20 protein-coding genes, 1 tRNA gene and 2 pseudogenes are annotated in these 24,373 nt (G+C 60.5%); 4 read left to right on the forward strand and 19 right to left on the reverse strand.

Going from position 1 to position 24,373, the window contains the following annotated elements; translation table 11 throughout:
• From E4Q23_RS24725 to secG, 19 genes and pseudogenes are all read right to left on the reverse strand, one after another.
• Window positions 1-2,403, reverse strand: a complete 2,403-nt coding sequence (locus E4Q23_RS24725) for a PAS domain S-box protein (protein WP_336511578.1) — start codon at window positions 2,401-2,403, stop codon at window positions 1-3.
• 338 nt (window positions 2,404-2,741) lie between these two features.
• Window positions 2,742-3,386 carry a carbonic anhydrase gene (locus E4Q23_RS00990; RefSeq protein ID WP_169064907.1) on the reverse strand — a complete coding sequence of 215 codons (645 nt, stop codon included), beginning with the start codon at window positions 3,384-3,386 and terminating at the stop codon, window positions 2,742-2,744.
• Window positions 3,387-3,654: 268 nt separating this feature from the next.
• On the reverse strand, window positions 3,655-4,215 hold the full coding sequence (locus tag E4Q23_RS00995; protein WP_169064908.1) for an NUDIX domain-containing protein: 561 nt from the start codon (window positions 4,213-4,215) through the stop codon (window positions 3,655-3,657).
• A 61-nt stretch (window positions 4,216-4,276) separates the two neighbouring features.
• Window positions 4,277-5,748: pseudogene (nuoN, locus tag E4Q23_RS01000) on the reverse strand (NADH-quinone oxidoreductase subunit NuoN).
• 27 nt (window positions 5,749-5,775) lie between these two features.
• Window positions 5,776-7,260, reverse strand: a complete 1,485-nt coding sequence (locus E4Q23_RS01005) for an NADH-quinone oxidoreductase subunit M (RefSeq protein WP_169064909.1) — start codon at window positions 7,258-7,260, stop codon at window positions 5,776-5,778.
• A gap of 23 nt (window positions 7,261-7,283) precedes the next feature.
• Window positions 7,284-9,353 carry an NADH-quinone oxidoreductase subunit L gene (nuoL, locus tag E4Q23_RS01010; RefSeq protein WP_169064910.1) on the reverse strand — a complete coding sequence of 690 codons (2,070 nt, stop codon included), beginning with the start codon at window positions 9,351-9,353 and terminating at the stop codon, window positions 7,284-7,286.
• Window positions 9,354-9,355: 2 nt separating this feature from the next.
• A complete protein-coding gene (gene nuoK, locus E4Q23_RS01015) occupies window positions 9,356-9,661 on the reverse strand; it encodes an NADH-quinone oxidoreductase subunit NuoK (RefSeq protein WP_042335334.1) in 306 nt (101 codons plus the stop codon).
• A gap of 92 nt (window positions 9,662-9,753) precedes the next feature.
• The gene (locus E4Q23_RS01020) at window positions 9,754-10,356 is read right to left on the reverse strand and encodes an NADH-quinone oxidoreductase subunit J (protein ID WP_169064911.1); all 603 of its coding nucleotides are present in this window, start codon (window positions 10,354-10,356) and stop codon (window positions 9,754-9,756) included.
• 12 nt (window positions 10,357-10,368) lie between these two features.
• A pseudogene (gene nuoI / locus E4Q23_RS01025) lies at window positions 10,369-10,858 on the reverse strand (NADH-quinone oxidoreductase subunit NuoI).
• Between the two features lie 10 nt (window positions 10,859-10,868).
• On the reverse strand, window positions 10,869-11,921 hold the full coding sequence (gene nuoH / locus E4Q23_RS01030; protein ID WP_211203575.1) for an NADH-quinone oxidoreductase subunit NuoH: 1,053 nt from the start codon (window positions 11,919-11,921) through the stop codon (window positions 10,869-10,871).
• Complete coding sequence (nuoG, locus tag E4Q23_RS01035; protein ID WP_169064912.1) at window positions 11,918-14,254, reverse strand: NADH-quinone oxidoreductase subunit NuoG; 2,337 nt, start codon at window positions 14,252-14,254, stop codon at window positions 11,918-11,920. Before nuoG ends, nuoH begins: the two co-directional genes overlap by 4 nt.
• A gap of 11 nt (window positions 14,255-14,265) precedes the next feature.
• A complete protein-coding gene (gene nuoF, locus E4Q23_RS01040) occupies window positions 14,266-15,567 on the reverse strand; it encodes an NADH-quinone oxidoreductase subunit NuoF (protein WP_169064920.1) in 1,302 nt (433 codons plus the stop codon).
• Window positions 15,568-15,593: 26 nt separating this feature from the next.
• Window positions 15,594-16,067 carry an NADH-quinone oxidoreductase subunit NuoE gene (nuoE, locus tag E4Q23_RS01045; RefSeq protein WP_169064913.1) on the reverse strand — a complete coding sequence of 158 codons (474 nt, stop codon included), beginning with the start codon at window positions 16,065-16,067 and terminating at the stop codon, window positions 15,594-15,596.
• Window positions 16,067-17,248 carry an NADH-quinone oxidoreductase subunit D gene (locus E4Q23_RS01050; protein ID WP_248595167.1) on the reverse strand — a complete coding sequence of 394 codons (1,182 nt, stop codon included), beginning with the start codon at window positions 17,246-17,248 and terminating at the stop codon, window positions 16,067-16,069. The genes nuoE and E4Q23_RS01050 overlap by 1 nt, the downstream gene beginning before the upstream one ends.
• A 62-nt stretch (window positions 17,249-17,310) precedes the next feature.
• On the reverse strand, window positions 17,311-17,916 hold the full coding sequence (locus tag E4Q23_RS01055) for an NADH-quinone oxidoreductase subunit C (RefSeq protein WP_169064914.1): 606 nt from the start codon (window positions 17,914-17,916) through the stop codon (window positions 17,311-17,313).
• A 23-nt stretch (window positions 17,917-17,939) separates the two neighbouring features.
• Window positions 17,940-18,416: a NuoB/complex I 20 kDa subunit family protein gene (locus E4Q23_RS23220; RefSeq protein WP_211203576.1), complete on the reverse strand. Its 477-nt coding sequence runs from the start codon at window positions 18,414-18,416 to the stop codon at window positions 17,940-17,942.
• A gap of 3 nt (window positions 18,417-18,419) precedes the next feature.
• A complete protein-coding gene (locus E4Q23_RS23225; protein WP_211203577.1) occupies window positions 18,420-18,794 on the reverse strand; it encodes an NADH-quinone oxidoreductase subunit A in 375 nt (124 codons plus the stop codon).
• 60 nt (window positions 18,795-18,854) lie between these two features.
• Window positions 18,855-18,939 (reverse strand) — tRNA-Leu (locus tag E4Q23_RS01065).
• Between the two features lie 75 nt (window positions 18,940-19,014).
• Window positions 19,015-19,386, reverse strand: coding sequence for a preprotein translocase subunit SecG (secG, locus tag E4Q23_RS01070; RefSeq protein WP_169064922.1), 372 nt, complete (start codon window positions 19,384-19,386; stop codon window positions 19,015-19,017).
• Between the two features lie 363 nt (window positions 19,387-19,749).
• Between secG and E4Q23_RS01075 the strand changes: the two genes are divergently transcribed.
• The 4 genes from E4Q23_RS01075 to E4Q23_RS01090 all read left to right on the forward strand — a co-directional run.
• On the forward strand, window positions 19,750-20,493 hold the full coding sequence (locus E4Q23_RS01075; protein ID WP_248595168.1) for a fused MFS/spermidine synthase: 744 nt from the start codon (window positions 19,750-19,752) through the stop codon (window positions 20,491-20,493).
• Window positions 20,494-20,713: 220 nt separating this feature from the next.
• A complete protein-coding gene (locus E4Q23_RS01080) occupies window positions 20,714-22,936 on the forward strand; it encodes an ABC transporter ATP-binding protein (RefSeq protein ID WP_248595170.1) in 2,223 nt (740 codons plus the stop codon).
• Window positions 22,933-23,406: a DUF1854 domain-containing protein gene (locus E4Q23_RS01085; protein WP_211203578.1), complete on the forward strand. Its 474-nt coding sequence runs from the start codon at window positions 22,933-22,935 to the stop codon at window positions 23,404-23,406. The genes E4Q23_RS01080 and E4Q23_RS01085 overlap by 4 nt, the downstream gene beginning before the upstream one ends.
• A gap of 228 nt (window positions 23,407-23,634) precedes the next feature.
• Window positions 23,635-24,373 (forward strand): cyanophycin synthetase family protein (locus tag E4Q23_RS01090; protein ID WP_423753287.1); only part of this gene is annotated, 739 nt, incomplete at its 3' end.

Below are 24,373 nucleotides of genomic sequence, written 5' to 3' on the forward strand. Positions count from 1 at the left end.
TCAAGGACGTCTTCGAGCGCAAACTCGGCCTGCTCGATGATCAACTTGCCTGCCTCGATCTTGGAGAAATCGAGAATGTCGTCGACGATGGCCAGCAGATGCTGTCCCGAGTCGCGGATTTTTTTTCGCATAGTCGCGCTGGCATGAGCTCAGCTCGGTCTCGGCGAGCAGATGCGACATGCCGATGATGGCGTTCATCGGGGTGCGAATTTCATGGCTCATGTTGGCCAAAAACCCCGTTTTCATGCGTAGCGTTTCCTCGGCCAACTCCTGCGAGCGCTGCATCGCTTCGGCAGCCTCGCGTTCCTTGCTCACGTCTTCGAAGGTCCACACCGTTCCCTGCCCCAACGAAGCGGCGTCGACCGCCCGGCCGCTGACCCGACACCAGAAGCGCGCGCCGTCCTGGCGCTGCAGTTCGATGATGCGCACCAGGATCTCGCCAGGCGTCAAGCCGCTGTTGAAGCCCCCGTCGGCAAGCGGGTATGCGCCTTCCGGAACGCAAAGTGTCGCCTGCGTGCCAATGAGATCCTCGGCAGCGCAAGCGAGCAATTCCCCCAAGCGGCGGTTGACAGTGACGAAAACGCGCTCCTTGATGAACGCTATCCCTAGACTGGCGGTTTCAAGAATCGCCGTCTGCTCGTCATGTGCCTGCCGAAGGCGCGCTTCTGCGGCGCGCCGCTCGGTAATGTTGCGAAAGACGATGACCGTACCGACCAGAGTATCGGCCTTGCGGAACGGCGTCGTAGCGTACTCCACCGCCAATGGCGTGCCATCCTTGCGCCACAGGACTTCATTGTCGACCTGACGCGTCTGTCCATCCTGCGCGGTCAGATGCATCGCACAGCAGGCGAAGGGAAAATCACGACCATCGGCATAGGCATAGTGCGCCAACTCGTGGAAGGGCTGGTGGAAAATCTCTGCCGCGGTGTAGCCGAGCAGGCGAAGGACTGCGGGGTTGGCGAAAATCAACAGGCCATCGCGGTCGAGGCCGAGAATGCCATCACTCACCGAGCCCAGAATCAAGCGGCTGTGCTCCTCCATCGCCGCCAGCTCGACGGCCTGCTTTTCCAACTGTTCGGCCTGTTGCTGAGTCGCCTCAAGCAGTCGCTCGGTTCGCGTATTGCGCTCGATGATTTCGAGATTCATGGCCACGATCGGCAGCAAGCCATCGAGGACCGCTCGCTCGTCGTCGCTGAAAGAACGCAACGAAGCCAGTTCGATGACCGCCAGCGATCGTTCGGCGCGCATCACGGGCGCCAACAGAATGGCCTTGGCAGCGGCCTCACCCAGCCCGGAGCGAATGCGCACATAGCCCTCGGGCGGGTCGCTGATCACCCGCAAGCGGCCGTCGCTCGCGCACTGTCCGACCAGCCCTTCACCAAACGCGATGATGGCCAGTTCTGCGTGCCGATCAATGCCGTAAGTGGCGATCATTTTCAGGGTCTGGCGCTTTTCCGTGACGATGAAGAAAGCGCCTTGCGCGGCACCAAGCAAGGGCATCAGGCCAGCCATCAGTTTTTCGCCGAGATCGGTAAAGCTCGCGGCCTGTCGCAGCTCTCTCGAAACAGCCGAAATATTGGTCCTGATCCAGCGCTGCGCCGCCATGCCTTGATAGCTGTTCTTCAGGATCGCAACGCCGCGGCCGATTTCGCCAATCTCGTTCTGCTGATCCTGGCAGGGAATGCCCTGCTCCATCCGGCCCTGTGCCAGGCTGGCGATGCGGTCACTGAGGTGACGTAGCGGCCGCGTAAGCGATCGAGAAACAATCAATGCGGCAAGCAGCAACAAGGACAGACAGGCAAGAAGGACAAAAACCGCCTGCTGCCGTTCCCGCTGATAGGCGGCGCCGGCCCGCGCCTGCAGGGCGTGGCTTTGGGCAGCTTCCGCTTCGCCCATCCGCTTGAGGTGTTTGTAGAGTAGCCACCCAGGATTCCCGGGAGGGGAGGCCAGCACTTCCTGCCACACCGTCGGGGCACCTCCGCGCCCGAACTCATTGAGTACTGCGGCCCGGTACGCGGCACTTTGTCGATAGAGAGCCTCCGCCTGCAACAGGTCCTGCGCATCGCCGGAGTAAGAAGCCCGCAGTTTGCGCAAGCCTTCCCCAAAACGAGCGCTGGCGGCGGCCAGGTCCTGGGCGAGCGCGGCACGCTGGGTCGCGTCCTCCGCGCGGCTCAGCTCGCCCAGCTGTTGTTGCATGGACATCAGCTCGTAGCGCAGGTCGCTCAAGCTAGCAAGCGCAGACTGCGGATGGTGATCGGTGCTACCGCTGAGCAACTCCAGGCGCTGTGCGGCCGAAAACATCGAGGCCCAGACGGCGAGGATGGCCAGGACGGCAAGCGCAGTAAAAGCGAGCAGGCGGCGGCTGACCGTCAGTCGCTCGAGATAGGCAGTCAGACGCTTCAAGGCAACTCCGATTAGCCGTCACAACGGTCGCGAGAAGCCAATTCTACTTTGTCGGAGCGGCTTTCACCATCATGCCTAAAGCATGTCAGATGCTCAGCGATGGTGGACATGCTTGGGCAGGAGGCACCCCCAGGGTTCGCGGTGACGGGAATCACCATGTACCGCCGCCCAGCTCGCGCAATGGAGCATCCCCGGCGATGAGTCACCCCGCTCAGCGAGGCGAATGGCGCCCTTCGCCGTACGCAACACCTACAGGCCGGGCAAGGATGGCCTCGGGGACGGGGCCGGCGCCGCGACCGCCGGGTCGGTGACGGCCTTCGCGCCTGAAGTTCCCGCCGCTAGACCATGTCCTCACTGGGCGTAACGGCATTGAAGGCGTTGCCGGCGGGATCGTAGTGCAAGAGGGCCCCAGCCGCCAGATCGAAGTACCAGCCGTGGAGGTGTATCGTGCCCGCCTGCACACGCTCAGCAATCCACGGATAGGTCAGCAGATTTTCAAGGGACACCAGGATCCCCGCCTGCTCGCAGGCCCGGTCCTGCAAGGCGGGCTCTTTCGACGGCAACTCGGCCTGCACGCGCGCACGCGCCCTTTCCGCGATGCTGATCCATTTGCCGATGAACTCGGTTTTCGACCCCAGGCCCTGCATCAAAGCGTGGATGCCGCCACACTTGGCATGACCGAGGACGATGATGTGCTCCACCTGGAGCGACAGAACCGCAAACTCGAGGGCCGCTGGCACGCTCGCAAAGTCACCGCCTGGATGGTAAGGCGGCACCAGATTGGCGACGTTGCGCACCACGAAAACGTCGCCGGGCTCGGCGCCGGTCAGCAATGCCGGGTCCACCCGGGAGTCGGCGCAGGCAACGATCAGTGTCTTCGGACTCTGACCATGGCTGAGCTTGTCGAACAGCTCGCGCTCCTCTCCGAAATATCTCTCCTGAAATCTCTCGAAACCGGCGATGAATCTGGCAATGTCCTTCATAAGGTTTTCCTGGCGGCTTGTTCTGGTGCACGAGTCATTTGGATGCCGGGCAAGTTGCGCTAGGGTGCCCAGCGGGATAGGAAACGGGCGAAGTTTACGCGCGGAACCTCCAAAAAAAGTCGCTTATCCTTTGCGCTATGTTCGATATTAACGAAGGATCATAGCCAGCAATGGGCAACCACGGAAATGCAGCCGCTCTTCTGGGGCATCACAAGAGCCGGCGGCGCGATGCGCGCCAGCCAGTGCCTGCCACGCGCAAGGCGTGTTTTTACCAGCCGCCGAGAATCGCCTTCTCGGCCCAGAACAGGCCGGTGATCGTCTTGGCGTCGGTGATTTCGCCGCTCTTCACTGCCGCCAGGGCGTCTTGCAGAGAAAGGCTGAGCAGGTCCATGAACTCACCGCTATCCAGGTTCTGCTCGGCTTCGCGGCGGATGCCACGCGCCAGGAAAATCTCGATGCGCTCGTCCGAATAGCCCACGCACGGATGCATTACGCCGAGATGGCGCCACTCGGCAGCGCTATACCCTGTCTCCTCGCGCAGCTCCCGTGTCGCGGTGTCGAAGATGGCCTCGCCAGGGTCGATTTTTCCGGCCGGCAACTCGAGAAAAGCGCGGCGCAAGGGATAACGGTGCTGGCGAACGAGAAGCAACTGACCATTGTCCAGCTGCGCGATGACCGCCACCGCACCCTGATGGCGTACGTACTCGCGTTGACACTCCTCTCCATCCGGCAGGCGCACGCGGTCAAGGCGGACGTCGAGCAGTCGGCCACGAAAGACCTGCGTGCTCTCGAGTTGCTCCTCGTGCAGGTGGGGGTAATCGGTTTTCATTTCGGGACTCTCGATGAAAACGCCCCGGCAGGCGGGGCGTTCCGGTCGAACTACGCCGTTGTCACAGCGAGCGCAGAAGCGCAAACGCACAAACAGACATCAGCGCTTGCGGGAAAATCCCCAGCAAGGCTACCGCCAGACCGTTGGCTGACATCAGAATCTTCATGTCCAGCGGTGTATGGATCGGCGTGGTATTGGTCGGCTGGTCGAAGTACATGATCTTGACGATGCGCAGGTAGTAGAAACAACCAATCAGCGAGAACAACACGGCAACCACCGCCAGCCACAGGTTGCCACTGGCAACGACCGCCTGCAGAACCGAGAACTTGGCGAAGAAGCCGACAAAGAAAGGTATCCCGGCCATCGAGAACATCATCATCATCATTACCGCAGCAAACCAGGGACTGCGCTTATTGAGCCCTTTGAAGTCCTCGATTTGGTCCGATTCGAAACCGCCACGCGCGAGCAGGAGAATCATGCCGAAGGTTCCGGCGCTGGTCAGTACGTAGGTAATGACATAGAACATCGACGAGCTATAGGCATTCAGTGCAAAGCGCGCATCGCCACCGACGATGCCGGAGACCAGCCCAAGGAGCATGAAGCCCATGTGCGAAATAGCCGAATAGGCGAGCATGCGCTTGAGATTGGTCTGCGCGATGGCGGCGATGTTACCGACGGCCATGGACAGCACAGCCAGCAAAATCAACATCGTCTGCCAGTCCTGCGCCAGGACGATCAGGCCGTTGACCAGCATGCGCATGACGATCGCAAACGCAGCGAGCTTCGGAGCTGTGGCGATGAATAAGGCGACCGCCGTCGCGCGCCGTGATAAACGTCTGGAATCCACATGTGGAAGGGAACGACACCCAGCTTGAAAGCGATGCCCGAGACCAGGAAAACAAGGCCAAAAACGAGGATCGGCTTGTTGACCTGACCTGTGTACAGGCGTTCAGCAACTGCGGTGATCTCCAGCGTACCGGTGGCGCCATAGATCATCGACATGCCGTAGAGCAGCAGGCCGGAAGCCAGGGCCCCGAGCACGAAGTACTTCATTGCCGCCTCGGTGGCCGGCACCGAATCACGATTCATCGCCACCAGCGCGTAGAGCGACAGCGAAAGCAGTTCGAGACCGATATAAACGGTCAGGAAGTGGTTCGCCGAAATCATCACCATCATGCCGAGGGTGGCGAACAGCGCCAATACGTAGTACTCGCTTCTGGCCATCTGCTCGCGCTCGAGGATGTAATCGCGCGAATAGAAGAGGACGATGATCACCGTCAGGTAAACCAGTAGCTTCAGCAGGTCGCCCATCAGGTCGCCAACATACATGTTGCTGAAGGTGTAGCCGATCTCGCCGGTACTGGTCGCGAAAGTGACCACTGCCGCGCCGACCAGCGTCAGCTGAGTGGCGACGAAGATCACTGTCCGCTTGCGGTCCTTGACGAAGAGATCAACGATCAGGATCACGCAGGCCATCAACAACATGAAGATCTCCGCGCTCGCGAGGCGAAGATCGGGGACCTGGAACTGCATTTCGGCAAGAGTCATAGCGGCTACCAATTATTGGATCTTGCTGAGAGCGATGTGACGCAGTAGCTCATTGACCGAGCTGTGCATGACTTCAGTAAAGGGCTGCGGATAGAGACCCATGCCCAGCGCGCCAGCGGCGAACAACACAAAAATCAGGAACTCCCGGCCATTGATATCGGTGAGTTCGGCGACGTGATGGTTGGCGACCGCACCAAAGATCACGCGCTTGTACATCCACAAGGTGTAGGCGGCGCCGACGATCATCGTCGTGGCAGCAGCGAAGGCCACCCAGAAGTTGTAGTCAACGGCCGCCAGAATGATCATGAATTCGCCTACGAAGCCGGAAGTGGCCGGCAATCCGGCGTTGGCCATCGCGAAGAGCATGAAGAAGGCGGCGAACTTGGGCATCGAATTGACCACTCCGCCGTAGTCGGCAATCTTCCGCGAGTGCATGCGATCGTACATCACGCCGATCGAGAAGAACATCGCGCCGGAGACGAAGCCGTGCGAGATCATCTGCACCAGCGCGCCTTCGATGCCGAGGGCACTGAACATGAAGAAACCGAGCGTAACGAAGCCCATGTGCGCAATCGACGAATAGGCCACCAGCTTCTTCATGTCTTCCTGGACCAGGGCAACGAAACCGATGTAGATGATTGCGATCAGCGACAGGGTGATGACCAGCCAGGACAGTTCGTGCGAGGCATCGGGGGCGATCGGCAGCGAGAAACGCAGGAAACCGTAGGCACCCAATTTCAGGGCGATGGCTGCCAGGACGATCGATCCTCCCGTCGGCGCTTCGACGTGCGCGTCCGGCAACCATGTATGCACCGGCCACATCGGCACCTTGACTGCAAAGGCGACCAGGAAGGCGAGGAAGAGCCAGGTTTGCGCGGTCAGACCGAGAGGTAGCCTGTGCCAGTCGAGAATCGAAAAACTGCCGCCCGACTCGACAAACAGATAGAGGAGCGCAAGCAGGAAGAGCAGCGAGCCCATGAGGGTAAACAGAAAGAATTTGAACGCCGCATAGACCCGGTTGGAACCGCCCCAGATGCCAATGATCAGGTACAGGGGAATCAACGATGCTTCGAAGAAGACGTAGAACAGCACGCCATCCAGCGACGAAAAAATCCCGTTCAACAGGCCGGACATGATCAGGAAGCCAGCGTTGTACTGCGCAACCCGACTATTGATGACCTGCCAGCCGGCGAGAATCACGGTCACCGTGATGAAGCTGTTGAGCAGCACGAAGAGCATCGAGATGCCATCGACGCCAAGGTGGTAGTTGACATTGAATCGCGGAATCCAGCCATGCAGTTCGACGAACTGCATGGCTGGCGTGTTCAGGTCAAAGCCCGTGTAGAGCGGAATAGTCACCAGCAGGCCGGCGATAGCCCCCAACAGGGCGAGCATCCGGGCGAGGGGTGCATTGCGATCGGCGCCGGTCGCCAGGACTACAAAACCGGCAAGGATCGGTACCCAGATGGCAAGCGAGAGAAGCGGCGTGGCTAACATATCGTTCCCAGTCTCTGTCTAGCTCAAGCGCGCGTGACCCAAAGGGTCATCAAGACGAACACGCCGATAATCATCGTAAAAGCGTAGTGGTAAATATGGCCGCTCTGGAAGAAGCGGGCCAGGGTTGCGAACCAGCTGACCAGGCGTACGGCACCGTTGACGACCATTCCGTCGATCACGCCGACATCGCCACCCTGCCACAGCCCGCGGCCGAGCAAACGCGCACCACCGGCAAAGACCACTTCGTTGAACTTGTCGAAATAGTACTTGTTGTCGAGCAGCGAATACACCCCGCCAAAGCGGGCCTTGATGGCGACCGGAATATCCGGACGTTTCATGTACAGGTACCAGGCGGCAACAACACCGAGCAGCGCCAGCCAGAAGACGGCCGTAGTCACCGCGTGCGTGGCCATGGCGAAAGCGCCGTGGAAGTGATGAGCAAGTTCTGCCATCGCCGGGTGCGCTTCGCTATCGACGAAAATCGCGCCCTTGAAGAAGTCGCCGAACAACATCGGCTCGATGGTGATGAAGCCGATGATGGCCGAGGGGATCGCCAGCAGGATCAGCGGCAGAGTCACCACCCACGGCGTCTCGTGCGGCTTTTGCCCTGGAGCCAGGCCATGATGCTCTTCGCCATGGGCGTCGTCGTGTGCCTCGTCGTGATGGTCATCGGCGGCGTGATGCGCTGCTTTGACGTGCGCAACCGGCTCATGATGCGCCGCCTTGCCGAAGCGCTCTTCCCCGTGGAAGACCAGGAAGTACATGCGGAACGAGTAGAGAGCGGTGACGAAGACACTGGCCATCACCGCAAAGTAGGCGAAGCCGGAACCGGGGATGTTCGATAGCGCTACCGCCTCGATGATCGAGTCCTTGGAGTAGAAACCAGAGAAGAGAGGCGTTCCGATCAGCGCCAGCGAGCCGACCAGGGAAGTGATCCAGGTAATTGGCATGTACTTGCGCAGGCCGCCCATGTTGCGGATGTCCTGGTCGTGGTGCATGCCGATGATCACCGAACCCGCGGCCAGGAACAGCAAGGCCTTGAAGAAAGCGTGTGTCATCAGGTGAAAAATCGCCACCGAGTAGGCCGAAGCACCCAGCGCCACAGTCATGTAACCCAGCTGCGACAGCGTCGAATAGGCGACGACGCGCTTGATATCGTTCTGGATGACGCCAAGAAAGCCCATGAACAGCGCCGTGATCGCGCCGATGACGATGACGAAGGACAGCGCGGTGTCCGACAACTCGAACAGCGGCGACATGCGCGCGACCATGAAGATGCCCGCGGTGACCATCGTCGCCGCGTGGATCAGCGCCGAGATCGGCGTCGGACCTTCCATCGAGTCGGGCAGCCAGACATGCAGCGGCACCTGTGCCGACTTGCCCATGGCACCGATGAATAGCAGGATGCAAATCGCGGACATCAGCGCCACCTCACTGCCGGCGCCGAACAGCGGGATGGTCGTCGCCGCAAGTGCCGACGACTTGGCAAAGACGGCGGCATAGTCCAGAGTTCCGAAGTGGCTGAGCACCAGGCCAATACCGAGGATGAAGCCGAAGTCGCCAACGCGATTGACCAGAAAGGCTTTCATGTTCGCGAAAATAGCCGTTGGCCGCGTATACCAGAAACCGATCAACAGATAGGAGACCAGGCCGACGGCCTCCCAACCAAAGAACAGCTGCATGAAGTTGTTGCTCATCACGAGCATCAGCATCGAGAAGGTAAACAGCGAAATGTAGCTGAAGAAGCGGTTGTAGCCGGGATCATCCTGCATGTAGCCGATGGTGTAGATGTGCACCATCAGCGATACAAAGGTCACCACCAGCATCATGGTGACCGTCAGTTGGTCGATCAGAAAACCGACCTCGAAGTGATAATCACCGGAGGTCAGCCAGCGGTAAACCGGCCCGTTGAAGGTATTGCCGGCCTGCACATCCCTGAAGATCATATAGGAAGCGATGAAGGCGATCGCCACACCGGCGATGGTCACCGTGTGCGCCACCCAGCGCGGGATCACGCGACAGAAGAGGCCGGCAATAATGGCGCCAAAAAGTGGCGCCAGCGGAACCAGGAGGTAGAGCTTTTGCATTTCCATGTTCAACCCTTCAGGCTGTCCAGATCATCCACATGGATGGTCTTCAGGTTGCGGAACAGCACCACCAGAATCGCCAGCCCGATCGCCGCTTCGGCGGCAGCAACAGTCAGGATGAAGAAGACGAAAACCTGCCCGGCAAGGTCCTGCATGAAGTGCGAGAAAGCGATGAAGTTCATGTTCACCGCCAGCAGCATCAACTCGATCGACATCAGGATGATGATCAGATTTTTTCGGTTGAGAAAGATGCCGACGACGCTGATCGCGAACATGATCGCGCCCAGGATCAAAAAATGCGACAGTGTAAGCAAGATGCCTCCCTGATTCCTTCTACTCGGGGCGGCAAGTGGCTGCCGCCCGCTCTTATTCTCAGTCTTGTTTCAGCTCTGCGCCGACGGCGCGGTCAATCTCGCTTTTCGGCGGGCATCTGCAGCACGCGAACCCGGTCCGCGGCCTTGACAAACACCTGCTGCGCCGGGTTGACCGACTTGTTCTTGCGCTTGCCGCGCTGCGTCAGGGCCACCGCGGCGACAATCCCGACGAGCAGGATGACCGATGCCAGCTCGAAGGGATAGACGTACTCGGTGAAGATCAAGCGGCCAACCGCCTTGACGTTGCTCACTTCGGCGGTCGCCTGCGGCACGCCGCTTTCAAGCAGGCCGAAGTAGTTGCCACCAAGGACCAGGGCCATTTCGGTGACCATCAGCAAGGCGATGATCGAGCCCAGGGGCAAGTAGCTCCAGAAGCCTTCGCGCAAACGATCAAGGTTGATGTCCAGCATCATGACCACAAAAAGGAAGAGCACCATCACCGCCCCGACGTAAATCAGGATCAGCGCGATAGCCAGGAACTCGGCCTGCAGCAGCATCCAGACACCAGCCGCCGAAAAGAAGGCAAGGACAAGAAACAGCGCTGCATGCACCGGATTGCGCGAGGTGATCACGCGCAGGCCGGCAAACACCAGGATCGCCGAGAAAAAGTAGAAAACGAAGGTCTTGAATTCCATCGCGTAGGCCTGTTAGCGGTATTTCGAGTCGAGTTCGCGGTCAGCGGCGATTTGCTCTTCGTAACGGTCACCATTGGCCAGCAACATTGCCTTGGTGTAGTAGAGGTCGCCGCGCGTCTCCCCGTGATACTCGAAAATCCGCGTCTCAACGATGGCGTCAACCGGGCAGGCCTCTTCGCAGAAACCACAGAAAATACACTTGGTCAGATCGATGTCGTAGCGCGTCGTACGCCGTGAATCGTCTTCGCGCTGGTCGGATTCAATGGTGATCGCCAGCGCCGGGCAAACCGCTTCGCACAACTTGCAGGCAATACAACGCTCCTCGCCATTGGGATAGCGACGTAGCGCATGCAGGCCGCGAAAACGGAAGCTTTGCGGCGTTTTTTTCTTCCGGATACTGAACGGTGATCTTGCGGGCAAACATGTAACGCCCGGTCACCGACATGCCCTTGAACAACTCCCTGAGCAGGAGGCTGTTGAAAATTTCCTTCATCGAACCCATGACTAGCCTCTCACTTCCAGATGTTCAGCGGCGACATCATCCAGCAACCGACCACGACCAACCAGATCAGGCACAGCGGAATGAAAACCTTCCAGCCCAGGCGCATGATCTGATCGTAGCGATAGCGAGGGAAGGTGGCGCGAATCCAGAGGAAGAAAAACAACACCGCGGCGATTTTCAGGAACAGCCACAACAGGCCGTCGGGCAGGAAGCCGACCGGCGACAACCAACCGCCCAGAAAGAGCAGCGAGGTGAGCGTCGACACCAGGATCATGTTGGCGTATTCGGCCAGGAAGAAGACGGCAAAAGCCATTCCCGAGTACTCGCAGTGGAAACCGACGATCTCCGATTCGCCTTCGGCCATATCGAATGGCGCACGGTTGGTTTCGGCGACGATCGACACCAGATAGACGACAAACATCGGCAGTAGCGGCAGCCAGTTCCACGACAGGAAGCCGACGCCGTGGTCGGCAAAAATCCCCCGCCCCTGACTACTCACGATGTCGCCGAGGTTCAGGCTATTGGAAACCATCAGCACGACGACCAGCGCCAGTCCCATCGAGATTTCGTAGGAAATCATCTGCGCTGCCGAGCGCATGCCGCCAAGGAAAGCGTATTTCGAATTGGAGGCCCAGCCGGCCAGGATGATCCCGTAGATGCCGATCGAGCTGATGGCCATGACGTAGAGCAGGCTGGCATTGACGTTGGCCAGGACCAGAGTGTCGTTGAACGGCACCACCGCCCAGGCCGCGAGTGCCGGCGCGAAGGCGAACATCGGGGCAATCACGAAAACACTCTTGTCCGAACCGGTCGGAACAACGACCTCCTTCAGGAACAGCTTCAAGCCATCGGCAATCGGCTGGATCAGCCCCCAGGGGCCGACCCGGTTGGGGCCGATGCGAACCTGCATCCAGCCGATGACCTTTCTTTCCCAGAAGGTCAGGTAGGCAACGCAGAGCAGCAAGGGCGCGATGATCAGAACGATCTTGAGGAGCGTCCACACCAATGGAAAAACCGAGCCAAACAAACCTTGCAGCAGTTCCCGCAGCGCATCAAGCATCATGCACGCTCCACGTTGATCGCACCGAACATCTCACCCAGCGCAGCGGTCGAGGCATGCGCTGCGGCCACCCGAACACAGCCCGCCGGCACTGTGGGGTCAGCCTTGGCGGTCAGCACAACTTCGCCGCTCCCCTGCCGGACCCGTACCGAAACACCATCATTGAGGGAAAGGGCCTGCAGCGTTTCGGCGCATATGCGAGCGCTTGGCGGCAGCGCGTCGCGGGTCTTCTGCAGACCAGCGGCTCGACGAGCGAGCGGGTCAGCCGAATAGATCGGCACCTCGGCCACTCGTTGCAGCCCACCAGGAATGCTGGTCAGCGACCACGCAACGCAGGGAACCGCAGTGACCTTGTTGTCCAAGCCATCGACAAAGCCTTCGCCTGCGGCGATGACGTCATCGCGCACTTCTTCGCTCGATTCGTAGTCGAAGCCCGGTAGCGCCAGCAAATTGCCGAGAACGCGCAAGACTTTCCAGCCGGGGCGGGCTTCCCCCAAAGGACGGACGACACCGTTGAAACCCTGCACACGACCCTCGCTGTTGACGAATGTCCCCGAGGTCTCGGTATAAGGAGTAATCGGCAGCAGAACGTCGGCGTACTCGCTGCAAGCACCATCCCCGAAAGGCGTCAGCATCACCACCAGGGCAGCCTGCTTGAGTGCCGCCAGTGCCTGCTGCGGATCGTGGCAGTCGAGCTCCGGCTCGATGCCGTGCAGCAGGTAGGCCTGGCGCGGCTGGGCGAACATTTCGTGGGCATTCAGTGCCGTCGGCAAGGCTTTGGCGACGTAGCCTCCGACGCTGTTGGCCGCCTCGCCAATGAAACCGCAACTGGCGCCGGTCAACCGCGACAGTTCGCAGGCCAGCGCATGCAGCTGCGCTGCATGCGGATGCTGTTCAGCAACATTGCCCAGGAAAATTGCGCCCTTCTCGCCTTCGACCAGGCTGGCAGCGATGGCCTGGCTGGTCGCACATGGAGCGACGGATTCGAGCCCTTCCGGAACCGCTTCGTTCTTCAACTGGGCAGCGGCCTTGACGATTCTGGCCAATGCCGAAGGCAGGTCCGCTGGACTGACTGTCAGCTGCGCATGCAGGTTGATCAAAGGATCGTCGGCGCTCACCGACAGCAGGCTGACTTTGCCCCATTTCTTGCCGACCTGACGCAGACGCTGCGCGAACAGCGGATGGTCCTTGCGCAGGAAGCTACCGACAACCAGGACCGCATCCAAATCCTTGACCTCGGCAAGGCGCAGCCCCAACCAGGGGATGCCGCCAAGCTTGCCGTCGGCGCTGAAATCACGCCGACGCGGACGAAAATCGACACTCCCGGAGCCCAGACCGCGAGTCAGCTTCTGGAGCAGGTAGAGTTCTTCCAGAGTGGCATGCGGCGACGCCAGAGAGGCCACCGACTCACCACCGTTGCTGCGGGTAATGTCCTTCAGGGCATGCGAGACGTAGTCCAGCGCAGTCTTCCACTCGACTTCGCGGAGCGCGCCATCAACGCGAATCATCGGTCGCGTCAGCCGCGCCGGCGAATTGAGCGCCTCGTAGGAGAAGCGTTCCTTGTCCGAGATCCAGCACTCATTGACCTCTTCGTTCTCACGCGGCAGAACACGCATCACGACATTGTTCTTGATCTGCACGGTCAGATTGGCCCCGATACTGTCGTGCGGGCTGACCGACTTGCGACGTGACAATTCCCAACTGCGCGCCGAATAGCGAAAGGGCTTCGAGGTCAGCGCACCGACCGGACAGAGGTCGATCATGTTACCCGACAGCTCGGAATCAATCGAGCGGCCGACGAAAGTCATGATCTCGGCGTGCATGTTGCGGTTGGCCATGCCGAGCTCCATGACACCGGCGATTTCCTGGCCGAAGCGAACGCAGCGGGTGCAGTGAATGCAGCGTGCCATTTCCTGCATCGAAATCAGGGGACCGACGTCCTTGTGGAAAACAACCCGCTTGGCTTCCTGAAAACGGGAAGCGCTACCGCCGTAACCGACGGCCAGATCCTGCAACTGGCACTCGCCGCCCTGATCACAGATAGGGCAATCGAGCGGGTGGTTGATCAGCAGGAACTCCATCACGCCTTTCTGGGCGGTCACCGCCAGTTCGGAATGAGTGAACACTTTCATGCCGTTGGTCACCGGCGTTGCACAGGCGGGCAGCGGCTTGGGCGCTTTCTCGACCTGTACCAGGCACATCCGGCAGTCAGCCGCGATCGACAGCTTCTTGTGATAGCAGAAATGCGGGATATAGGCACCCAACTGCTGTGCAGCGTCCATGATGGTGCTGCCATCAGGTACCTGCGCGATCTTGCCGTCGATTTCGATTTCCATCGTCTGGTACCTTAAGCCGTTGCCGTGAAGAAGCCGCTGCCGGCGCGCTGGACATCAACGGGCACGAGGCACTTCTTGTGTTCGATGTGGTACGCGAACTCGTCGTGATAATGCTTGATGAAGCTCTGTACCGGCATGGATGCGGCATCGCCGAGCGCGCAGATGGTGCGACCCATGATGTTGGTAGTGACACTGGACAGCAGATCCAGGTCGTCGGCACGCCCACGCCCGGTCTCGATACGGTTCACGACTCGGTACAGCCAGTTGGTTCCTTCGCGGCAGGGGGTGCACTGCCCGCAGGATTCTTCGTAGTAGAAGAAGGAAAGGCGCTCCAGCGCTTTCACCATGCAGGTCGTTTCGTCCATTACGATGACCGCGCCTGAGCCGAGCATGGAGCCGGCCTTGCTGATCGAATCGTAGTCCATCGTGCAATCCATCATTGCCGGCCCAGGCACTACTGGCGACGACGAGCCGCCGGGGATACAGCCCTTCAACTGCCGACCACCGCGCATTCCACCGGCCATCTCGAGCAGGGTCGCGAAAGGCGTTCCGAGCGGGATCTCGTAGTTCCCGGGCCGGTTCACGTGACCCGAAATCGAGAACAGCTTGGTGCCTCCGTTGTTTGCCTTGCCGGCATCGAGATAGGCCTCGCCACCGAGGGTAATGATGTACGGGATCGAAGCAAAGGTCTCGGTGTTATTGATCGTGGTTGGCTTGCCGTAAAGGCCGAAGGAAGCCGGGAAAGGCGGCTTGAAACGAGGCTGGCCCTTCTTCCCTTCGATCGACTCGAGCAGCGCGGTTTCCTCGCCGCAGATGTAGGCGCCGTAACCGTGATGCGCAAAAAGCTCGAAGCTGAAGCCGGAACCGAGCAGATTGCTGCCCAGGAAGCCCGCCGCTCGCGCTTCATCGAGCGCCTCCTCGAAGCGCTCGTAGATCTCCCAGACTTCGCCGTGAATGTAGTTGTAACCACGCCTAGCGCCCATCGCGAAAGCAGCAATGGCCATCCCTTCGATCACCGCATGCGGGTTGTAGCGAAGGATGTCGCGATCCTTAAAAGTACCCGGCTCGCCTTCGTCCGAATTGCAGACCACGTATTTGTCACCGGGGAAGGACCGGGGCATGAAACTCCACTTGAGACCGGTGGGGAAGCCAGCACCGCCACGACCGCGCAAGACCGATTTCTTGACCTCGTTGATGACGAATTCCTGCGTCTGTTTCTCTTCCAGAATACGCCGCAGCGCCGAGTAACCGCCACGCTTGACGTAGTCCGCTAGACGCCAGGCCTTATCACCGTCCAGGCCAAGGCTCAACATCGGGTTGATTGCACCGAGAATGGCCATTACTTCAGCTCCGCCAGCAGTTGGTCGATTTGCTCGGGATTCATCCAGCTGCACATCCGACGATTGTTGACGATCATCACCGGCGCGTCGCCGCAAGCGCCCATGCACTCGCCTTCCTTGAGTGTGATCAGGCCATCCAGCGTCGTTTCGTTATAGCCGATACCCAGCTTGTTCTTGAGATACTCGCCGGCATCGACACCGCCACTGAGCATGCACGGCAAATTGGTGCACACCGACAGCTTGTACTTGCCGACAGGCTTGAGGTCGTACATGTTGTAGAAGGTCGCCACCTCGTAGGCGGCCACCGGCGCCATGCCGAGATAGTTGGCCACGCACTCGATCGCTTCACTGGACAACCAGCCCTGCTGCTCCTGGGCAATCGCCAGGGCGGCCATCACCGCCGACTGCTTTTGCTCCGCCGGATACTTGGCGATTTCGCGGTCAATTCTCTTGAGGGATTCTGAAGTCAACATCAGCGGTCAATCTCGCCAAAAACAACGTCTTGCGAACCAATAATGGTAACCACATCGGCCAGCATGTGACCGCGCGCCATCTCGTCCATTGCCGACAGGTGCACGTAGCCCGGAGCACGTATCTTCAAGCGGTAAGGCTTGTTCGCCCCGTCAGAAATAATGTAGATACCGAACTCTCCCTTGGGATGCTCGACCGCCGAATATGCCTCACCAGNCACGTGCATGCCTTCGGTACACAGCTTGAAGTGATGAATCAGCTCTTCCATGTTCGACTTCATGGCTTCGCGATCGGGTGGCGCAACCTTGTGGTTGTCGGACATCACCGGGCCCGGATTCTTCCGTAGCCAGTCGATACACTGCTTGAGGATGCGATTCGACTGCCGCATCTCTTCCATGCGCACCAGGTAGCGATCGTAGGAATCACCGGTCTTGCCAATCGGGATGTCGAATTCGACCCGATCATAGACTTCGTAAGGCTGCTTCTTGCGCAAATCCCAGGCAATCCCCGAGCCGCGCAGCATCGGACCGGTAAAACCACGCTGCAGCGCGCGCTCGGGAGTAACGATGGCCACATCGACCAGGCGCTGCTTCCAGATCCGGTTATCGGTGAGCAGCGTCTCGTACTCATCGAGCAATTTCGGAAAACGTGCGGCGAAATCGTCAAGAAAATCGAGTAGCGAACCACTGCGCGCCTCGTTGAAAGGCTTGATCTGCGCGGCGCTCTTCCACTTCGACTCCTGGTATTGCGACATGCGATCGGGCAGGTCGCGGTAGACGCCGCCCGGCCGGTAGTAGGCCGCGTGCATGCGCGCACCGGAAACCGCTTCGTAGGCATCAACCAGGTCTTCGCGCTCACGGAAGGCGTAGAGCACCATGGTCATCGCGCCGACGTCAAGGCCATGACAGCCGACCCACAGGAGGTGATTGAGGATGCGCGTGATTTCGTCGAACATCACCCGGATGTACTGCGCCCGGATGGGCACCTCGACCTGCAGGAGGCGCTCGACAGCCATGCAATAAGCATGCTCGTTGCACATCATCGACATGTAGTCGAGACGATCCATGTACGGCACCGTCTGAATCCAGGTCTTCGTTTCAGCGAGTTTTTCGGTCGCCCGGTGGAGCAGACCGATATGCGGATCGGCACGCATGACGACTTCGCCGTCAAGCTCCAGAACCATCCGCAGCACGCCGTGCGCAGCCGGGTGCTGTGGCCCGAAGTTGAGAGTGAAGTTGCGCAGTTTCAGGCATTTTCGGCGTTCCCGTAGGTCGCTTCACGAACGATCCGCGGCGTTATCTCGCGCGGCTCGATGGTCACCGGTTGATAGATCACGCGCTGCTGCTCGGGGTCGTAGCGCATTTCGACGTAACCGGAAATCGGAAAATCCTTGCGGAAGGGATGGCCGATAAAGCCGTAGTCGGTGAGAATCCTGCGCAGGTCGTCGTGCCCCGGAAAAACGATGCCGAAGAGGTCGAAAGCTTCGCGCTCGAACCAGTTGACGCTGTTCCAGATCGAAGTCACCGAAGGCAGGGACGGAAAATCGTCATCAGGCGCAAAACAGCGTACGCGCAGGCGCCAATTCTTGGCGATCGACAACAGGTGACTGACGGCCGCGAAGCGGCGACCCTCGCGCGGCTGATTGCCATACGTCGAGTAGTCAACACCGCACAAGTCGATCAGCTCTTCAAAAGCGAGGTCAGGCTCGTCGCGCAACGACAGCATGACGGAGAAATAGTCGGCGGCATCCACCTCGAGAGTCGCCTCGCCGAACGCCAACTTCAGGGACTTCACTCGATCACCGAGACACTGCTGCAGGTTCTGGCTAAGCGCTTCCAACTTGGCGGACATGACTCACTCTCAATCGGTTGTGTTCAGCGGGCGATGGTACTGGTCCGACGAATCTTGTTCTGCAACTGTATCAGACCATAAATCAGCGCCTCGGCCGTCGGCGGACAGCCCGGAACATAGATATCGACGGGAACGATGCGGTCACAACCACGCACCACCGAGTAGGCGTAATGATAGTAACCACCGCCATTGGCGCAGGAACCCATCGAGATCACCCAACGCGGCTCGGCCATCTGGTCGTAAACCTTGCGCATTGCCGGCGCCATCTTGTTGGTCAGAGTCCCGGCGACAACCATCACATCAGACTGCCGGGGACTGGGACGAAAAACGATGCCGAAACGGTCCAGGTCGTAGCGCGAACAGCCGGCATGAATCATCTCGATGGCACAACAGGCAAGCCCGAAGCTCATGGGCCACATCGAACCGGTACGCACGTAGTTGATCAGCTTGTCGGCCGTCGTGGTGACGAAGCCTTCCTGCAGGATGCCGTCAATTCCCATCGCTCACTCCCAGTCCAGCGCGCCCTTGGCCCAGGCATAGACGTAGCCGACGACCAGAATGGCGATGAAAACCAGCATCTCGATGAAACCAAACCACTTCACCGAATCGGTTTCGACAATCTCTTTGAAGATCGTCGCCCACGGCAGGAGGAAAGCGACTTCGAGATCGAAAAGAATAAAGATGATGGCAATCAAGTAGTAGCGCACATCGAACTTCATGCGCGCATCTTCGAAAGCCTCGAAGCCGCATTCGTACGGGGAGAGCTTTGCGCTGTCGGGACGATGCGGAGCGACCATCATCCCCATCACCACCGGCATGAGGCCGAAGGCCACACCAATCAGTATGAAGACAAGTACCGGGAAATAGCCTTCCAGCATGATCCGCCCCACAAGCGCTTCGATTCAGACTTACAGCCACCCATTTTGAATGGCCACTCCTGGTGCCGACGATGAGACTCGAACTCACACGACCGAAGTCACTACCCCCTCAAGATAGCGTGTATACCAATTTCACCACGTCGGCATTACCACATTCAGCAGGCGAGAACTTCGAGGAATGCAACAACACAACTTCTCTCGCCGCTGCTTTCAAACCCGATTACCGGGGAATATCCTTCGCCTTCGAGTCAGGATTTGCTGGCACCTGACCCTGCTCCACAGCACCCGATGGCGACGCTGGAACAGGCGCAGATCTTACCGCATCCTCCATCACACTGCCAGTCGTTTTTGGCGCGCTTGATGCCAGATACGCCAGCGACAAGCTGGTCACAAAGAAGACCGTCGCCAGCACCGCGGTGGCGCGACTAAGGAAATTGGCGGAACCGGTCGCGCCAAAAAGGCTGCCCGAAGAGCCACTGCCAAAAGCAGCACCCATGTCAGCGCCCTTGCCGTGCTGCACCAGGACGAGACCGATCACGCTGACAGCTGCCAGGAGGTGCACCGCCAGAACCACAGAAAAAAGATATTCCATATAACCTCTTCGTCTACCCGTCGCACGGCCGCGCCAAGGCCAGAAAAACTTTGTTAGTATACCGAGTTCGGACGGCACGGGTCAATTGACGATCACCGCATTGACGAGATCACTGACCGTCAAGCGGCACGAACCAGGAGAACCCGGCAAGAATGATGATCCTGACTGGCAAACCGCCCCCGTGCAGCGAAAAGACAAGAACCTTATCCCCTCCCAGCCGACATCCGGCAGCGATGGTCGACAAGGCCGCCATAGCAGCTTATGTGCCCAGCCAGTAGAAGCGCCTTCGCGGAACGCATTCGCGGGTTGCTGGGAGCGCTGGCAGGGCCGTTGCCCTGGCAGCGAGAGCGAAGGGAAGCAAACTTGATCGACGTCAGCGAGAAGGCCGGCGTGCGCTACCTCCACTTCTCTTCCGACTGGGTGCAGGGGGCGATGCGCCTGCAGCGCCCGAACACGCTCGAGCTTCCCTACACCCGCGAGATGATGGCCGGACTATTGCTCCGCGAGCCGCCATGGCCACGCGAAGCCTTGCTGATCGGGCTGGGGGCTGGATCGCTGGCCAAGTTCATCTACCATCAGCTGCCAGAAACGAAAATCACCGCCGTCGAAATCGACCCCCAGGTCGAAGTCATCGCCCGACTGCACTTCAAACTCCCCGACGACCCGCGGCGCCTGCGGGTGCTGATCGGTGACGGCGCCGCACACATGCTCGCCGGCGACAGCCGCTATGACTACATCCTGGTCGACGGCTTTGACAAGAAAGCTCGCGCCGGCGTCCTCGACACCCAGCCCTTCTACCAGGCCTGCCGTTCGCGCCTGAGCGATAGCGGGCTGCTAGCGGTCAACCTGCTCGGCCGCGAACGCGGATTCCAGGCCAGCAGCCAGCGCATCGCCGACGCCTTTGACGGTCGCGCGCTGGTCTTTCCGTCGTGCGACAGCGGCAACGCCATCGCCTTTGCCGCCGCCGGCGACCCGGTCGATAGCAGTTTCGACGAACTGATCAGCCGTGCCCATCAATGCCAGGCCGCGACCGGGCTCAATCTGCTGCCGACCATCGCTCGCCTGCAAGTCGCACGCCGCCAGCAAGGCGATCGCCTGACGATCTGAGCGCTGCTTTCGCCACCCCGCCAGCAGGGCTCGGCAGCGCGCGGAAGACGAGTATACTTGCCGCCTCCAGACGCCTCCGGCAGCCTTGTTTGCAAAGCACTTACCGATGACCTCCGCACCCACCTCCGCACCAACCTCCCAAGACGCCACTTTTGTTGCGCTTGCCGAAACGGAAGCGTCGGCGCTGCCGCGCGCATGGTCGCAACGTGTGCACACGCAAATGGCCGCTGACGAGCAGGTGCTGGCGTGGCTGGAAATCGACCTGGACACCAGCTTGCGCTTCGCAGCCGGCCTGATCGTGGTCAGCAATGCACGCCTGCTGGCAATGTCGTCAGGCGACGAGAGCGTGCGCAGCTGGCCTTACCAGCCCGGCCTCAGTCTGTCGCGCAGCGACCATGCCGGAGTCGGCACTCTCGAACTGTGCGCAACCGAGGCACGCCTGGCGCACTGGCACTACACGCTCGCTGCCGACGTCGCAGCCGGACGGCTGATCGACCACTTTACGCGGCAATTGCATTTCCACGTCAGCGGCAGCCTGCCGGCAGCAACGACGCAGAGACTGTGCCCAAGCTGCGAAACGCCCCTCCTAGCCGGCCAGGAACAGTGCCCCGTGTGCAGCAAGGAGATTCACCAAGCGCCTTCGACCTGGACACTGCTGCGCCTCGGGCGCTTCGCCAGGCCCTACCGCGGGCAGTTGCTCGCCGGCTTCCTGCTCTCGCTGTTGGGCACCGCGGCAACCCTGGTACCCCCCTACCTGACCATGCCGCTGATGGACAAGGTGCTGATCCCCTACCAGAACGGCCAGATGATCGATCCCGCTCTGGTCGCGCTCTATCTCTCCGGCCTGCTCGGCGCCGCACTGGTCGCCTGGACCCTCGGCTGGGCGCGCACCTACATCCTGGCGCTGGTCTCCGAGCGCATCGGTGCCGATCTCCGTACGGCCACCTACGAACACTTGTTGACGCTCTCGCAGGAGTACTTCGGCGGCAAGCGAACCGGCGACCTGATGGCCCGTATCGGTTCGGAGACTGACCGCATCAACGTCTTCCTGTCGCTGCACCTGCTCGATTTCGCCACCGACGTGCTGATGATCGTGATGACCACCATCATCCTGATGTCGATCGACATCAGGCTGGCGCTGGTGACCCTCTTGCCGCTACCGATCATCGCCTGGCTGATCCACATCGTACGCGAGAGGCTGCGCACCGGCTTCGAGCGCGTGGACCGGGTATGGGCCGAAGTCACCAACGTGCTCGCCGACACCATTCCCGGCATTCGTGTGGTCAAGGCTTTTGCCCAGGAAGCGCGTGAGACCAGCCGTTTCCGCACCGCCAACGCGCACAATCTCGAGGTCAATGACCGGGTCAACAAAGTCTGGTCGCTGTTTTCGCCAACCGTCACCCTACTCACCGAGATCGGCCTGCTGATCGTCTGGGCGTTCGGCATCTGGCAGATCGCCAAGGACCACATCAGCGTCGGCGTGCTGACCGCGTTTCTGGCCTACATCAGCCGCTTCTACCTGCGCCTCGACTCGATGAGCCGCATCGTCTCGGTGACCCAGAAAGCCGCCGCTGGCGCCAAGCGCATCTTCGATATCCTCGATCACGTCTCCAGCGTTCCCGACCCGGCCACTCCGGTGCACCTGCCGAAAGTCACCGGCCGCATCGAACTGCGCGGCGTCGGCTTCCGCTACGGAACGCGCAGCGTCACCCGCGACATCAATATCACCATCGCCCCCGGCGAAATGGTCGGCCTGGTTGGTCACAGCGGCTCCGGCAAGAGCACCCTGGTCAACCTGATCTGCCGTTTCTATGACGTCAGTGAAGGCGCCATCCTGATCGATGGTGTCGACATCCGCTCGCTGCCCGTGGCCGAGTACCGCAAACATATCGGCCTGGTGCTGCAGGAACCGTTCCTCTTCTTCGGCACCATTGCCGAAAACATCGCCTACGGAAAACCCGCGGCGACGCGTGCCGAGGTCGTCGCTGCTGCACGCGCCGCGCACGCGCACGAGTTCATCCTGCGCCTGGCGCACGGCTACGACTCGCTGGTCGGCGAACGCGGCCAGGCACTCTCGGGCGGCGAGCGACAGCGCATCTCGATCGCCCGGGCGCTGCTCATCGACCCACCGATCCTGATCCTCGACGAAGCGACGTCGTCGGTCGACACGAGCACCGAGAAAGAGATTCAGAAAGCCCTCGACAACCTGGTTCGCGGGCGCACGACGATTGCCATTGCGCACCGCCTGTCCACCCTGCGCGATGCCGATCGCCTGGTCGTCCTCGACCGCGGCAGTGTCGTCGAAGTCGGCAGCCACGAGCAGCTGATGGCTTGCGAGGGTCACTACTACCGCCTCTACCAGGCGCAGGCACGCAACGTCGACGATGAAGACAGCCTGCCCAGCATCGATCTCGCACGCGCCGCCGAAGGAGAACGCCAATGATCCCCGCGCCCGACTATCGCTTGCAGCGCAACCCTTTCGGACGACTCGAGCTGACCACGGCCGACGGTGAAACGCACGTCGGCGTGGTGCCTGTTCGCGCCTTCCCGATCAGCGCTCCGGACGACGGCATCGGCCTGGTCGACCCGCATGGCCACGAACTGGCGTGGATCGAGCGCCTGAGCGAACTGCCGGACGACCTGCGTACCCTGGTCGAAAACGAACTCGCGGGCCGTGAATTCATTCCCGAAATCAAGCGCCTGATCAGCGTTTCAAGCTTTGCCACGCCGAGTACCTGGGAGGTCGAAACCGATCGCCGCACGACCCGTTTCGTCCTCAAGGGCGAAGAAGATATCCGCCGCCTCGACGCTCCGGCCTTGCTGATCGCCGACAGCCATGGCATTCACTTCCTGATTCGCGACCGCTACGCGCTCGACGCGCATAGCCGGCGGCTTCTGGACCGCTTCCTGTGAACCTGGCGACAGCCATGGCCGCGTCCAGCGCTCGGCCCGGTCGGCCCTCCGGTCAGCCAAATGGCCGCTGCCGCGTTATTGCCACGACAAACGCGCTCGTACCTCGCCGCAAACATCCTGCGACCCCTCGAACCCTTCCCCCGGCCCTTCTCCCGCAGCGGGGAGAAGGGAGATTCGTGAGTCGCGTACGCGACTTCCACAGTAAGCCGCCGTGCCTGGAATGACTAAATGAAGAGCAAAGACATCAAGTTTCTCGAGATCCGCTACCTGCGTGGTCCGAACATCTGGACCTACCGTCCGGTCATCGAAGCGGTCGTCGATATCGGCGAACTCGAAGACTTCCCGTCGAACGCCATCCCGGGCTTCTACGAACGCCTCACCGCGTTTCTGCCATCGCTGATCGAACACCGCTGCAGCTACGGTGAGCGCGGCGGCTTCCTGCGCCGCCTCCAGGAAGGCACCTGGCCGGCGCACATCCTCGAACATGTCACCCTCGAACTGCAGAACCTTGCCGGCATGCCCGGGGGTTTCGGCCGCGCCCGAGAAACCTCGAGGCGTGGCGTGTACAAGGTCGTCGTTCGCGCCTGGCACGATGAAGTGACCCGCGCCAGCCTGTTTTCGGGCCGCGAACTGCTCCTCGCCGCCATTCAGGATACGCCTTTCGACGTCGCCGCAACGGTCGCCCAGCTGACCGACATGGCCGAACGCAAACTGCTCGGGCCGAGCACCGCTTGCATCGTTGACGCCGCAACAGACAAAGACCGACGCATCCCGGCGGTTCGCCTGTTGGCCTCCGGCAATCTCGTGCAGCTTGGCTACGGCTCGCGCAGCCGACGCATCTGGACCGCCGAGACCGACCGCACCAGCGCCATCGCCGAGGGCATCTCGCGGGACAAGGATCTGACCAAGAGCCTGCTCTCCTCGTGCGGCGTACCGGTCCCCGAAGCGCCTGGTCGACAGCGCCGAC

The sequence above is a fragment of the Candidatus Accumulibacter phosphatis genome (assembly GCF_012939955.1).
Taxonomy (GTDB): domain Bacteria; phylum Pseudomonadota; class Gammaproteobacteria; order Burkholderiales; family Rhodocyclaceae; genus Accumulibacter; species Accumulibacter delftensis.